Genomic DNA, 14,723 nt, shown 5'->3' with positions numbered 1-14,723 from the left:
GAATAGCTATGACTCAAACGTTACGCATTAATGAAAAACACCTTTGGATGATGGGGGTTGTCATTTTATTACTACTCTTAATGACAGAACCAGCAAGCGCCTCAAGTGCTGGAGGAGGCCTCCCCTTCGACTCATGGCTTACCAAAATACAAAAATCCATTACCGGTCCCTTTGCTTTTTCTGCAGCAATCATAGGGCTAGTCGCCGCAGGTGCCACCCTTATTTTTGGTGGGGACATGAATGGTTTTATGAGAACGCTCGTCTTTTTTGTATTGGTCCTATCATTTTTAGTCGCGGCACAAAATACCATGACCGCCATTACAGGAAAAGGGGCCGAAATCTCTAAACCTATGGAGTTATCACGATGAGTCTTCGCACCGTTCCAATAAGAAGTTGTGGCAACCGCGCAAGCCTCTTTATGGGAGGGGATCGCGAGCTTGTTATGTTTTCAGGTTTGCTATCCGCCATTTTAGTCTTTGCAGCGCAAGACTGGTTAGCTGCTACTATGGGCGCGGCCCTTTGGTTTTTATCACTCAAAGGGCTTCGGCTTATGGCAAAATCAGACCCTCAGATGAGGGCAGTCTATCTTAGACAAAGAAGCTATCAATCTTACTACCCTGCACGCTCCACTCCATTTAGGAATAATACAAGGGGATACCTATGATTGCTTTCATAACGCTTTTAATCAGCATCGCAGGACTTCTTTTTTTGAGTCTCTTGTTTGCAAGCCTTCGCATGAAAAGCCGCGAACTCCATACCAAAAAACATCGAGGCAAAACTTCAGGATTGGTTGATTTATTAAATTTTGCCGCCGTAGTTGACGATGGAGTAATCATCGGTAAAAACGGCTCTTTTATGGCAGCCTGGATTTATCAAGGGGAAGACATTGCAAATAGTACCGATGAGGCTCGTGAGATGATTTCCTTTCGTATCAATCAAGCGCTCTCCTCTATGGGAAGTGGATGGATGATTCATGTCGATTGCATAAGACATCAAGCACCTGGGTACAGCAAGCAAGAGGATTCACACTTTCCTGATGCGGTATCACGCGCCATTGATGACGAACGAAGACAGCTCTTTGAGCGCATAGGCACTTTGTATGAAGGGTATTTTGTGATTACTTTAACCTGGTATCCACCGGTTTTGGTACAAAAGCGTTTTGTTGAATTGATGTTTGACGATTCAAGTGAGCACTTGAGCCAAAAAGCAAAAACTCAGCAATTAATCGATGCCTTCAAACAATCCTGCCGAAACTTTGAATCCCGTATGAGTGCAGCATTTCATTTAGAGCGACTGGGTTCAGAAACTCGCATTATTGATGACAAGCCCATCATCCAAGATAACTTTTTAAAGCACATTCAATACTGTGTTACAGGGGTTAATCATCCCATTAATTTGCCGAAAAACCCGATTTATCTCGATGCATTAATTGGTGGCCAGGAATTAACAATGGGTATCACGCCTAAATTGGGTCGACAGTTCATTCAATGTGTTGCCATTGAAGGGTTTCCCATGGAGTCTTATCCTGGCATTTTAACCCTGTTAACTCAGCTTCCTGTTAGCTATCGCTGGAACTCGCGCTTTATCTTTATGGATACCCATGAAGCAGTTGCCCACTTCACCAAGTTCCGTAAAAAATGGAAACAAAAAGTCAGGGGATTTTTTGACCAAATTTTTAATACACGCTCAGGTATTGTGGATGAAGACGCGCTTAATATGGTGAACGATGCCCAAGCGGCCATTGCTGAAACGAACTCTGGCATGGTCGCGCAAGGCTACTACACTTCTGTCGTTGTGTTAATGGATGAAGAAAGGGCTGCCGTTGAGCACGCCGCACTATTTATAGAAAAAAACATCAATGCCCTAGGCTTTACCGCTCGAACTGAAACCATTAACACCATGGATGCCTTTATGGGTAGCCTGCCAGGACATGGCGTTGAAAACATCAGACGCCCTTTAATCAACACCATGAATTTGGCAGACCTTATACCCACATCAAGCATTTGGACTGGGGAAGACAAAGCACCTTGCCCATTGTTTCCACCTCATTCACCGCCGTTGATGCATTGCGTGACCAGTGGTAATGCGCCCTTTCGCTTAAATCTTCATGTCCGAGACTTAGGTCATGGCATTATGTTTGGCCCGACCCGCTCTGGAAAATCTACTCATCTTGGTTTATTGGCATTATCTTGGCGACGTTATAAAGACGCTCGAATTTATTCTTTTGATAAAGGCATGTCCATGTATCCAACGTGCAAGGCAACTGGTGGTGAGCATTTTACTATTGCCGATAAAGAAAGCCGTCTTGCTTTTGCACCCTTACAGTTTTTAGAGACGAAGGCCGATAGAGCTTGGGCTATGGAGTGGATTGATACGATTCTTGCCTTAAATGGTTTAAACACAACACCTGCCCAACGAAATGAAATCGGCCATGCCATTATGAGCATGCATCAAAGTGGCTCTAAAACCTTATCTGAATTTGTGATAACCATTCAAGATGAGCCCATTCGTGAGACGCTCAAGCAATATACGATTGATGGCTTGATGGGACACCTCTTGGATGCAGAGCGTGATGGCCTTGGTTTATCGTCTTTCATGACCTTTGAAATTGAGCACTTAATGGGTTTAGGTGAAAAATTCGCACTCCCCGTGTTGCTCTATTTGTTTCGCCGCATTGAAACCTCGTTAGATGGCCGTTCAACGCTTATTTTACTTGATGAAGCCTGGCTAATGCTCGCTCACCCCGTCTTTAAAAACAAGATTGCAGAATGGCTTGATTCCATGGCGAAAAAAAACTGCGTGGTGTTTATGGCAACCCAACATTTATCGCATGCTGCTAATTCTGGCATTTTAGACATTATTGTTGAGTCTACTGCTACCAAAATCTTCTTACCCAATCTCTATGCACGCGATCCAGAAACTCGCGCCATCTATGAGCGCATGGGATTAAATCCACGTCAGATTGACATTATAGCGAATGCCCAACCTAAGCGTGACTATTACTTTGTGAGTGAAAAAGGCCAACGACTGTATCAATTGGCACTAGGGCCTTATGCCTTAGCCTTTGTAGGTGCAACCGATCCCGACTCTATCACGCAGATGAAACAGCTTGAATCTCAATATGGCAAAGCCTGGGTGTCTTACTGGCTTTCAGAACAAGGAATTACCACAGAAGAACACGGAGAAGCGGCATGAAAAAAAATCTTACCTCGAACCCCTACCTAAACGCCCGTCGCGCCTGGAATGCTCATACGGCGGGACTTATGAAATCCCTTCAAGTATGGCAATTAGTCGGATTAGGTAGTCTTTTGGTCGCTTTAGCTTGCGTTGGCGGACTAATAACGATTGGCAGTCAATCCAAGTTTATTCCTTTGGTGTTTCAACAAGATGCCAATGGCAATACCTTGTCTGTCACGCGAGCTGATAATGTGATTCAGGCCAGTATTGATGATTACAGAGCTGCAGCGGCACATTTTATCGAAAACATTCGCATGGTAAGTCTTGATGTCGAATTACAAAAAAAAGCGGTGTTTCAAGTTTATTCCTATTTGAACGCCAATGATGCAGCCTTAACCAAAGTTCAAGAGTTTTATAGTGACAAACAACAATCCAACCCCTTTGAAAGAGCCACACATGAAATCGTAAGCATTGAAATTCGCTCGGTACTTCAAGAGTCTTCCGAGACCTGGCAAGTCGATTGGGTTGAGACGATTAGAAACCGTGACGGCACGCTTAAAGAAAAGCCTCGCATGATGAAGGCAATGATTACCATGTATCAGGACAATGAACTTAATGACATCTCCAGTGAATCGATTTTGAAAAACCCTCATTTAATTTATGTGCGTGATTTTAACTGGTCGTATGAATTAAAGCATGGAGAAAACGCATGAAAAAAATAATGCTCCTGTTAGGGTTTACCATCTCATTCACAACGTTTGCCCTGGATAATGAATCGCTAGCAACTCGATATTTTTCGCAAGAATCACCAAGGCTTGCTATTCAAGAACAGCAAGCCATCGACATTGCGGAGCGTTTGCAAAAAGGAAAGCACACAAGCAAGCCCTATGCATCCACTGATGGCTCAGTCAGTTATGTTTTTGGATCAGGACAAATTAGAATCGTATGCGCACCCTTACAAGTCTGTGATATTGCCTTACAACCCGGGGAACTATTTAACGACATGAATGTGGGCGACCCTCGCTTTATTGTTGAGCCATCCATCACAGGTGAAGGCTCCCTACAACAAATTCATATCATTATTAAACCTAAAGATGTTGGACTTGATACCTCTATGGTGGTGACCACCAACAGACGCACCTATCACTTTAGATTAAAGTCTGACCGAACGGAGTTTATGCCTTATGTATCGTTTACCTATCCAAATGATGCCAAAGCCAAAAGGCAGGTGCTTAAGCAAAAACGAACCATAAAACTCCAACCAGAACCCCATGAATATTTAGAAAACCTTAACTTTAACTACCAAATTAGAGGTCGTGCACGATTTAAACCGGTTCGGGTTTATAACAATGGGGTTAAAACCATCATCGAGATGCCAAGATCCATGGTACATAGTGAGGCTCCTGCCTTATTGGTTTTAAGAAGCCGTGGAGTATTTCATAAATCAGAAACCGTCATGGTGAACTATCGTCTGCAAGGATGTCGCTACATTGTCGATGGTGTTTTTGATAAGGCAATTCTTGTGATTGGAAGCGGCTCATCCCAAGAAAAGGTAACGGTTACCAGGTGCAAAAGCCTTTGGTCTCATAAGGAGTAACGCAGATGAATCAAAATAATGATTATTTATCACCCGAAAGCTCGCCACAAAAGCTTAAAACTGCCGGTGTTAAACGAGTAAATAACGTGCCGCTGATTATTGCCATAGGTATTTTGACGCTGTTTGTTTTGATGATAGCGCTCGTTGCCAATAAAAGAGCGAATGCACAAAACCAGGCACCAGAAATAGCACCCATGAAAAGCCTAAAAAAGAACACAATGCTTCTAGCCAATGATGTGGTGGGGAGCCATAAAACCGCTGTAATCCCAATAAAAAGTGAAATGATTGCGCTCAATGCAACAGCACCATTATCACTTCCTGAACCACCTCTTAAAGAAGAACCCTTCACCCCTGAAGTATCTGAAGCTGAAATCGAGCGCATTCGCCAAGAAAAAACGCAAGAATTCGAAGAGGCGGTTAAAGCTAAAACATCCGTTATGGTAGATAACGCACGCTTGAACAGTAAGGACGTGATGAATGCTAGCATCAGCAACAACAGTGATGCATCCATGAACTTTAAAGAGCAGCTTACACTCCTACAAACTCAGCACGGCAATCCTACGCCACAAAACTTAGGCGGCGAAGAAAATGAGATGCGCTGGCATTTAAACTCAAGACTTGAAAATCCCAATAGCCGTTATGAATTAAGAGCAGGTGCCGTCATACCTGGGGTTATGATTAGCGGCATTTCATCAGAACTCCCAGGACAAATTATCGGTCAGGTTTCACAAAACGTGTATGACACGGCAACGGGTAAATACCTACTCATTCCTCAGGGAACCAAACTCTTTGGTATCTATTCCAGCGACGTAAGCTTTGGCCAGAACTCAGTACTCGTGGCCTGGCAGCGCCTGGTGTTTCCTGATGGCAAAGCATTGGATATTGGCTCCATGCCTGGTGCGGATAGTGCCGGATATGGAGGATTTCGCGACCAGGTCCAAAACCACTATGCACGAATTTATGGCTCAGCATTGTTGATGTCTGGCATCGTGGCAGGCATTACCTACAGCCAGAATACGAATCAAACCAATCAGTTTGGATATGGCCCACCCACAGCAGGTAGTGTTATGAGTCAAGCATTGGGACAACAATTAGGCGAAGTAACATCACAGCTTGTTGCGAAAAATCTAAATGTCGCTCCCACCATTCGGGTTCGCCCAGGGTATCGCTTCAACATTATGGTCGTGAAAGATCTGACCTTTAAACGTCCATATCAACAGTTTGCATATGAATAAAAGGGGAATGTTATGAAATGTAAAGCAACACTCGTTTTTTTATGGAGCCTTCAGACTTTTGCTAATGGTGCACCAGTATTTGATGCTGCAAATTGGATACAAAATGGGAAGATGATTGCAAACCAAGTAAGTGAGTATAAAACGCAAGTCGACCAATACAAAAACCAACTACAGCAATATCAAAACATGTTAGATAACACCAAGTCCCTAACCTCTTATCAATGGGATGATGCCAATTCTGTGATTAATAATCTGCTGGAATCCACCGACACCCTGGACTACTACAAACAAGAAACAGGTAGCCTTCAAGGGTATCTGGATAAATTTCAAAACCAGGAGTATTACCAGAATAACACTTGCTTTAATGGTAATGGTCAATGCTCCGCTGAGGAGCTCAAAAAGATTAATCAAAGTAAGCTTGCCACGTCCGTTGCCCAAAAGCGTACTAATGACGCCATGCTCAAAGGCATTGATAAGCAGCAACAAAGCCTAAAAGCTGATTCAGCAAAACTGCGCACTTTACAATCACAAGCACAAACAGCTACCGGTCAAAAGCAAGCCTTACAAGCTGCTTCTCAACTTGCAAGCAATCAATCACATCAATTGCTACAAATTAGAGGTCTGCTATTAGCACAACAAAATGCCCAAGCGGTTAGAGATGCAGCGATTACCAACAAGGAGGCCATTCAAGAAGCAGGTGATGAGCATTTTAGAATGGGGACCTTTCACAAAAGTTCTGGTAAAACATGGTAGCTCATAACAACAAGGAGAAAACATGAGACGTTTAAGTTTATTTATTATAGTACTTACAGGTGTGCTTTCAGGTTGCGATAATGCTGAAACAAAAGCCAAGCATTTAGCATCTTTAACTTGCAATAGCCCACGTGATAATCGCACCCAAGAAGAGTTACAAGCTATAGGGGACGCCTGCTTTAGAAGCGGCAGTTATTCCAAAAGCTCAGGAAAAGAGTGGTAGCCCTATGAATAAAAAGACAACCACTACCTTCATCTTATTATGTTTGCTTGCTTTTTCGACGTGCTCTTATGCGACGAACTCAGGTATCGATAGCAAAGATTTGTTGGATAACATTTTGTTTCGATTTTCAAACACATCAGCCATGTGGAGCAAAACCATTTTAAGTTATGCCAGATACCTTTTTTGGTCTCTGGCCTTAATCAGTATGGTTTGGACATATGGCCTTATGGCATTACGCAGGGCCGACATTCAGGAGTTTTTAGCCGAAACGGTGCGGTTTTTGGTGGTTGTCGGTTTTTTCTATTGGATTTTAGATAATGGTCCTGAGATTGCAACATCTATTATTGATTCCATGCGACAACTTGCAGCGCGTGCATCGGGCATCAATAAGCAAGTCTCCCCTTCTGCTATTGTGGATGTGGGATTTGATATCGTCTCGCATGCCATAGACAGCTCCTCAATTTGGTCGCCTGCGGCAACCACAGTGGGATTAATCGTGGCTGGTGTAATTCTAATCGTATTGGCGTTAGTCAGCATTAACATGCTCATTATCTTAATTACTGCCTGGATATTAACCTATGGCGGCATCATTTTATTAGGCTTTGGCGGTGGGCGTTGGACCCAAGATATTGCGATTAACTATTACAAAACGGTATTAGGTATTGCATTACAAGCATTTGCCATGATTTTAATTATTGGCATTGGTAAGTCCTTTGTCGACCAATACTATGCGGCCATGTCAAACAACATCATGTTAAAAGAGATGTTTGTCATGCTGGTTGTGGCCGTGGTGTTGCTAGTTCTTATTAATAAAATCCCACCAGCCTTGGCTTCTATTGTTTCAGGCGGGGGCTCTGGTGGCGGTGGTAGTATTGGTCTTGGTGGTGCACTAGGAGCAGCAGGAATAGCTGGTGCTGCCATGACAGGTGCAGCAGGCACCGCACTTGCCCATAGTGGTGGTGGATTATCCGCACTTAATGCGGCCTTTAAAGCAGCCAGTCAATCAACCAACTCTGGCGATACAAGTGCACTCTCAGGAATGGATAAAGGATTTAAAACAGGTGGGTTAGCCGAAGCCATGGGAACAGCGGCCAAATTTGCAGGTTCTTTTGGTTCTCATTTAGCATCAGGTACTATGGATGTAGCTCGTGAAAAAGCAAACTCGATTAAAGAGGCAATTGCTGAAAAAATTGCTGGCACAACGGGTGGGAAAATTGCTGAGGCAATTCAGAACAAGGTAGATTCACCTGCTTCTGAGTCGCAAGAATCCAACGCACAAAATATTCTGTCTATGGGTACTCCTGGAGGTAGCTTTAGTTCAGGAATTGATACATCAGATGAGGTCAGTCAGTTTGTGAACCAAAGGGCATCGGGAGAGAGCCAATGAGCCAAAACAAACTGAATAAAGCCATAGGCCCTCAAGTCAGAGAAAAAAATCATGGCAAGGCAAATAAAACGCATATCTGGTTAGTGATTTGTTCTTTTTTAATCAGTATGCAAATTGGAACACAGTTTTTTGCGCATCAATTTCACTATGCTGATGTACTAGGGGCTTCATTCGCCCATGTTTATATGCCTTGGCAGATTTTTATTTGGGCTTTTAAATATCAATCCTATTATCCAGATTCATTTAATGCTGCCTTTGGTCTAATTGTCATGATTGGCTGTCTCTTTTTAATGATGATCGTGTTGGCTTCCAAATATTTTAAAAAGAACAATGTGAGTGATTACCTCCATGGTTCAGCCAGATGGGCTAATTGGGAAGATTTAAACAGTGCAAGCCTCGTAGGCCTTGATGAAGGAGTTTATGTTGGCGCATTCGAAGATGACAAAGGAGAGATTCATTATTTGCGCCACAATGGGCCTGAGCATGTTTTAACCTATGCGCCAACACGATCAGGGAAAGGAGTTGGTCTAGTGATCCCTACCCTTTTATCCTGGAAGCAATCCTGCGTCATTACCGATTTAAAAGGTGAACTTTGGGCATGTACTTCCGGATGGCGGCAGAAACATGCTAACAACAAAGTCATTCGATTTGAGCCGGCAACGTTAAAAGAAAGTGCACGCTGGAACCCACTAAATGAAATCAGAGTAGGTACCGAATCAGAGGTCGGTGACGTGCAAAATTTGGCAACACTTGTAGTTGATCCTGATGGTAAAGGATTGGAGACGCACTGGCAAAAAACCTCTCAAGCTCTTTTGGTTGGTTTTATTCTGCATACGATTTATAAACTGAACAACCAGGGAGAACCAGCCACATTTCCCAACATTGACCGCATGCTGGTTGATCCCAATATTAATATTGCCGACCTGCTCATTGAAATGACGCAATACCCACATATTGAGGGCAAAACCCATCCTGTTATTTCAGCCTCCGCGCGTGACATGATAGACCGACCCATTGATGAAGCAGGCTCTGTATTATCTACTTTAAAATCTTATTTGGCGTTATACCGAGATCCAGTAGTAGCACATAACGTCTCTTCCTCTGATTTTTGTATTCGAGATTTGATGAACCATGAAAATCCTGTGAGTCTCTATATTGTTACCAAGCCTTGCGACAAGGCTAGGCTTCAACCTCTGGTTAGAGTCATGATTAATATGATAGTGAGACTATTAGCTGATAAAATGGAATTTGAGCGTGTATCCGATGACAAAGGATTATCGTATGTGAGTGCTAAAAAAACGTATAAACATCGACTGCTTTGCATGATTGATGAATTTCCAAGCCTTGGAAAACTCGATATTTTACAAGAGTCATTAGCTTTTGTTGCTGGTTATGGTTTAAAATTTTACCTAATTTGTCAGGACATTAATCAGCTTAAAAGCCGTGAACGTGGCTATGGCCCTGATGAGACCATTACTTCTAATTGCCACATCCAAAATGCTTATCCACCCAATAGAGTTGAAACAGCAGAGCATCTTTCCAAGCTGACAGGCCAAACAACTATTGTTAAAGAACACATCACCGCCAGCGGTAAACGCTTTTCTACGTTCTTAAATCAAATATCAAAAACTATTCAGGAAATATCGAGACCTCTTTTAACCGTTGATGAGTGCCTACGTATGCCAGGGCCTAAAAAAGATTCTAATGGCTTGATTGTTGAAGCAGGCGACATGGTTGTTTATGCAGCGGGCTTCCCTGCTATTTATGGTAAACAACCGCTTTATTTTAAAGATCCAGTCTTCATGGCTAGAGCATCTGTAGAGGCACCTATTCACTCAGATATTTTACGTGTTCGTTTAAGTGAGGATGAGGTGATCAGGCTGTGAAAAAACCGTCCATCATAATCGCTATTTTTCTAATAAGTACTATTGCTGCAGGCTCATTGTTTCATTCTATGGGCTTTAGGATAAATCTTACTGAATCCATTCCTGTAGGCCTATTTTGCATCACCGGGACAGAGCCGCTAAAAAATACTTATGTGATATTTTGTCCAGATGATAGGCAAACTTTCAGATTAGCCAAGAACAGAGGCTATATAGACCAAGGTCTTTATTGTAATGGATATGGCTATTTAATGAAAAAAGTGGTGGCTGTATCTGGCGATATCCTCTCTGTGACAAATGAAGGGGTTTTTGTGAATCAAATGCTAATTCCCTATTCAAAACCAAAATTACAGGATGGAATGAATCGCACTTTACCTCAATGGCAGGTAATGAATTATCAACTTCAAGAAGATGAAATCATGACGATGACCAGTCAAAGCGAATGGTCATTCGATGGTCGATATTATGGTCTTGTTCACACAAGACAAATCAAGGGAATGATCACACCCATATGGGTAATTAATAAACGGGAGAAAACCACATGAGTCATGAAACCGAGTTAATGGATGTGATTTCAGAAAAATTCGAGGATTTAGTAACCCCTAGCCTTCTTGTCGAAGTCAGTCCGGTAGAGGCTGACATTATAAGAACTTTTGTTGAAAATGCACCCAATCAAGAAAATGAGTACTCTAAAGGGGTTAATGTGATGATTTGAAAATGTTGAACTTGCAACTTAACCCTCTAGTCATTCCTAACAAGTAACCAAATTCTTTGGACTCAAACTCACCAAAACACCACTCTAATAATTTATTAATTCTTTTTATATATAATTATATACCAGATGGCTCTTTTTGGGTTCATCATGACAGACTGTTTCAAAAGAAAAATTCAAATATTCAGATCAAAAGTATTATTCCCAGTTACTCAAAAGGATTAGTAGCATACTAAAGGATATGGCTAGACAGGCAAAAGCGACTGGGGCAACTGTTCATACATTTAATCCACCAGGCATGAACAGTAGCACTTGACATATGGGTGAGTTCTTTTAAAGCCACACAAGATCGTAGTAAACAACTAAACGCATGCATTGATTATATGGACTCTCATTGCAACAAAATGCCACTCAATCCCAGTCTCAGTTTTGGCTTATAAAGGCATCAAACAGATAGTTGGAGAAGATCGTGGAAATTTTTTTTACACTTGAGAGTGAAATGAGAACCAAAGACCAATAGAGCATTATTTAAACAAAATGCTATACTTAGTGGAATGCATGCAATGATATAGGATTTTGATGAACATTGTGCTCTTGGCGCTCGGCAGCAGGGGCGACATACAACCGTTTATAGCATTAGCCTTAGGGCTTAAAAAATTAAATCATACCGTAGTTATTGCTACTCATGATGAGCACTCAGCATTAATTTATGATTATGGAATAGCGCATTACCCCCTATCAGGGAGTCCTATTGAGCTACTAGGGGGAAAGCAAGGGCAGAGACTTATGGCTACTACGAATCCGTTGGCTGCCGCTAAAATTTTTTCCAGCATGCAATTAACTATAGCAAATACCATCTTAGTGGAGTGTTGGCTGGCTTGCCAGCATGCCGATGCGATTGTTTATGGGGTACTTGGCACTAATATAGCATCTAGTATTGCAGAAAAACTGAATATAAAAGCGATTCCAGCCTACTCGCAACCCTTGCACCCCACTGCTGAATTTCCCTATCCTCTAAAAAGGGTTCCTAAACAAAATGGGGCTTTACGCCGACTAGCGGGATGGTATTTTATGGAAATTTTGCTGTGGTATTATTTTCGTCCCCAAATCAATCAATGGCGGATTGAACAGCTCAATTTACCTCCAATTAAACAGTCTTTTTTGTATTGGCGCACAATACGCCAAAATGAAGAGTTAGCATTATATAATATGAGTCCGTCAATTTTTAAAAAACCCAAGGATTGGCGTGATCACATAAAAATAACGGGTTATTGGTATTTACCTGCTGCTTCAAATTGGCAGCCCGATAAACCGCTTCTAGACTTCCTATTAGCTGGATCACCCCCTATTTACATCGGTTTTGGTTCTGTAGTTACGGTTCAAGATAACACATTAATCCAATTAATTAGTGATGCCTTATTACACACCAAACAAAGAGGAGTTTTGAGTGGTCATTGGCCTAAATCAGTACTTGATCAGTTGCCCCCTCATTTAATATACGTTAAGTCAATTCCTCATGATTGGTTGTTCCCTAAAACAACTGGCATCATTCATCATGGTGGAGCAGGCATAACCGCAGCGGCTTTATTAGCGGGGAAACCCTCTATTCCTATCCCATTTTTTTTAGATCAGCCCTATTGGAGTCACAGCATTGCAAAATTGGGAGCCGCAACTCAACCCATTCCCTACAAAAAATTAACCTTTGATAATTTAACGGCTGCTATTAATGAGCTCATTAACAACAAATCGCTCTCTTGTTGCGCAAAAGAATTACAAACAAAAATAGTCAAAGAAGATGGCGTAAGTAAGGCTGCTGGCTACATTACCGACTATTTAAATCACCGGAGCACTTTATGAAAATTAATTCAGTGCAACTATCACTTCCTTCTCGTACCGTAAGTAATGAAGATATTTTGCAATTAATCGCGGACGAGAGTACGGAAACTGCCGAAAAAGAAAAGCAGAGAATACTCGCCCATGTAAGTAAAATATTAAAAATGGCTGGGGCGAATAATCGTTATTGGCGTGCTGAAGATGAACTCCCGATACAAATGGTGACAGATGCCTTTAATAAAGGATTAGTGGAAACTGGTTGGCAAAAAAAGGATATTGATTTATTAATCTATGTGGGAGTTGGTAAAGGTTTTATTGAACCAGGAAACTCCTATATGATTGCTCATGCATTAAAACTCGATCACACCCATTGCTTTGATATTTTGGACGCATGCATGAGCTGGGTTAGGGCCGTACATCTTGCACACAATTATTTTAAACTGGGGAACTATAAACGTATTATTATTGTTAACGCAGAGTTTAATATTAAAGAATATTTCTACCCCGCTCTTTTTAAACTCAGCGCAGTGCAACAGCTTCAATATACCTTTCCCGCGTTTACAGTTGGAGAAGGAGCCTCAGTTACCTTTTTATCCAATGAGGACAGCGAACCTTGGGAATTTCAATTTTCATCACGTACTGATTTAGCTGATTTATGCACAATCCCCTTCCCTAACTACGAATCATTCTGTGATAACTCCACCAATAAAATAGGAAAAAACGGTGCCTACCGATTTACATCTTATGGCTTTGATTTACACAAGCACGGTTATATTGAAGGAATAAACATTATCAGAAAACTTTCTATTGATAGCAATGCAATTGACATTCTGCTTCCACATGCCTCAACCAAAAACAGTTGGCAAATGGGAGCAGAAGCGGTGGGTTTAGGTGATAAATTATTTTGTATTTTTCCAGAAACCGGGAATTTAGTTTCAGCCTCAGTCCCAGCTGGGATGTTTATGGCGCTTAATGCACATAAATTAAAACGAGGAGACCGGGTAATCAGTTGCGTAGGTAGTGCCGGTATGTCTTTTGCGGCATTTAGTTTTATTTTTTAAAACCATTTAGTGGAACTTTATGACAACAGAGACCGCATTAATCACTGGTGCCTCAAGTGGTATTGGTAAGGAATTGGCTCTACTATTTGCTGCCCGAGGTTATAATTTAATTTTAGTAGGGAGGCTACGAGAGCCGCTGGAAGAATTAGCCAAAACGCTTTCAAACTGTAATATTAATGTTTTTATCATTATTCAAGATTTGAAAAATAAAGACGCCGGATTAGCGATAAAATCCTATTTAGATGCACATAACATTCAAGTGGATGCCTTAGTTAACAGCGCCGGCTTCAGTACTTTTGGAACCTTTTTTGATACAAGCCTCGACTCGCAAATGGATCTATTGGCGGTAAATATTCGTGCATTAACTGCTTTAACTCATTTATTGTTACCAGCCATGCTGCAAAAAGGCAAAGGGAAGATACTTAATATTGCTTCATTAGCTGCTTTCATGCCTATCCCACAAATGTCAGTTTATTGTGCTACCAAATCCTATATCGTAACGTTTTCAAAAGCATTAGCCGAAGAATTGCGTGATTCAGGTGTCTCTGTAACCGTTGTTTGCCCGGGAGTTACCAAAACTGCTTTTTTACAACGAGCTAATATTGGTGATCATAATGTCAGGCTCTATTTATTACCTTCGATGTCAGCTCAAAAAGTAGCTAAAATTGCATTTAAAGGTTTTTTATCTGGCAAAATACTGGTTATCCCAGGATTTAAAAATAAAATTTTTTCTTTATTTGGCTCATGGATAATTAAACTATTTGGAGTGCGTATCACGAGAGTTTGGTTAAAGAGATACAAATAAGATTCTATTCGCCAGGAGCAAATGTGAGCTTGACTAAGGATTGAAATGCCAAGAAAA

At 41.6% G+C, this 14,723-nt stretch carries 15 protein-coding genes; all 15 read left to right on the top strand.

Translation table 11 applies throughout. From position 1 onward, the window contains the following. Positions 1-8 precede the first annotated feature (8 nt). The 15 genes from ACWTEW_RS19530 to ACWTEW_RS19460 all read left to right on the top strand — a co-directional run bounded on the left by ACWTEW_RS19530 (position 9) and on the right by ACWTEW_RS19460 (position 14,666). Positions 9-368, top strand: coding sequence for a TrbC/VirB2 family protein (locus tag ACWTEW_RS19530; RefSeq protein ID WP_019234687.1), 360 nt, complete (start codon positions 9-11; stop codon positions 366-368). Next, positions 365-664: a conjugal transfer protein TrbD gene (locus ACWTEW_RS19525; protein WP_028378553.1), complete on the top strand. Its 300-nt coding sequence runs from the start codon at positions 365-367 to the stop codon at positions 662-664. Before ACWTEW_RS19530 ends, ACWTEW_RS19525 begins: the two co-directional genes overlap by 4 nt. After that, positions 661-3,195, top strand: a complete 2,535-nt coding sequence (locus ACWTEW_RS19520; RefSeq protein WP_028378554.1) for a VirB4 family type IV secretion/conjugal transfer ATPase — start codon at positions 661-663, stop codon at positions 3,193-3,195. Before ACWTEW_RS19525 ends, ACWTEW_RS19520 begins: the two co-directional genes overlap by 4 nt. Continuing rightward, entirely contained in the window at positions 3,192-3,890 is a 699-nt protein-coding gene (locus ACWTEW_RS19515; protein ID WP_028378555.1) for a conjugal transfer protein TrbF, read from the top strand. Before ACWTEW_RS19520 ends, ACWTEW_RS19515 begins: the two co-directional genes overlap by 4 nt. Beyond that, positions 3,887-4,774: a P-type conjugative transfer protein TrbG gene (gene trbG / locus ACWTEW_RS19510; RefSeq protein ID WP_028378556.1), complete on the top strand. Its 888-nt coding sequence runs from the start codon at positions 3,887-3,889 to the stop codon at positions 4,772-4,774. The genes ACWTEW_RS19515 and trbG overlap by 4 nt, the downstream gene beginning before the upstream one ends. 5 nt (positions 4,775-4,779) lie before the next feature. Beyond that, complete coding sequence (locus ACWTEW_RS19505; RefSeq protein ID WP_028378557.1) at positions 4,780-6,009, top strand: TrbI/VirB10 family protein; 1,230 nt, start codon at positions 4,780-4,782, stop codon at positions 6,007-6,009. A 12-nt stretch (positions 6,010-6,021) separates the two neighbouring features. Further along, on the top strand, positions 6,022-6,762 hold the full coding sequence (gene trbJ, locus ACWTEW_RS19500; RefSeq protein ID WP_028378558.1) for a P-type conjugative transfer protein TrbJ: 741 nt from the start codon (positions 6,022-6,024) through the stop codon (positions 6,760-6,762). A gap of 22 nt (positions 6,763-6,784) precedes the next feature. After that, the gene (locus tag ACWTEW_RS19495; protein ID WP_028378559.1) at positions 6,785-6,985 is read left to right on the top strand and encodes a hypothetical protein; all 201 of its coding nucleotides are present in this window, start codon (positions 6,785-6,787) and stop codon (positions 6,983-6,985) included. A gap of 4 nt (positions 6,986-6,989) precedes the next feature. Further along, positions 6,990-8,372 (top strand): P-type conjugative transfer protein TrbL, encoded by a 1,383-nt coding sequence (trbL, locus tag ACWTEW_RS19490; protein ID WP_028378560.1) that lies wholly within the window; start codon positions 6,990-6,992, stop codon positions 8,370-8,372. Further along, complete coding sequence (locus ACWTEW_RS19485; protein WP_028378561.1) at positions 8,369-10,258, top strand: type IV secretory system conjugative DNA transfer family protein; 1,890 nt, start codon at positions 8,369-8,371, stop codon at positions 10,256-10,258. Before trbL ends, ACWTEW_RS19485 begins: the two co-directional genes overlap by 4 nt. Then, complete coding sequence (gene traF, locus ACWTEW_RS19480) at positions 10,255-10,800, top strand: conjugative transfer signal peptidase TraF (protein WP_028378562.1); 546 nt, start codon at positions 10,255-10,257, stop codon at positions 10,798-10,800. The genes ACWTEW_RS19485 and traF overlap by 4 nt, the downstream gene beginning before the upstream one ends. Next, positions 10,797-10,970: a hypothetical protein gene (locus ACWTEW_RS19475; RefSeq protein ID WP_028378563.1), complete on the top strand. Its 174-nt coding sequence runs from the start codon at positions 10,797-10,799 to the stop codon at positions 10,968-10,970. Before traF ends, ACWTEW_RS19475 begins: the two co-directional genes overlap by 4 nt. Positions 10,971-11,546: 576 nt before the next feature. Further along, on the top strand, positions 11,547-12,824 hold the full coding sequence (locus tag ACWTEW_RS19470; RefSeq protein ID WP_050598484.1) for a glycosyltransferase: 1,278 nt from the start codon (positions 11,547-11,549) through the stop codon (positions 12,822-12,824). Next, positions 12,821-13,861 (top strand): 3-oxoacyl-[acyl-carrier-protein] synthase III C-terminal domain-containing protein, encoded by a 1,041-nt coding sequence (locus ACWTEW_RS19465; RefSeq protein ID WP_028378564.1) that lies wholly within the window; start codon positions 12,821-12,823, stop codon positions 13,859-13,861. Before ACWTEW_RS19470 ends, ACWTEW_RS19465 begins: the two co-directional genes overlap by 4 nt. A 19-nt stretch (positions 13,862-13,880) precedes the next feature. Continuing rightward, a complete protein-coding gene (locus ACWTEW_RS19460; RefSeq protein ID WP_032832000.1) occupies positions 13,881-14,666 on the top strand; it encodes an SDR family NAD(P)-dependent oxidoreductase in 786 nt (261 codons plus the stop codon). Positions 14,667-14,723: the final 57 nt, after the last annotated feature.

The organism is Legionella stuttgartensis (genome assembly GCF_977063405.2).
The sequence above is the reverse complement of the archived record's forward strand: the minus strand, read 5'-3'. Positions and strand labels throughout refer to the sequence as shown.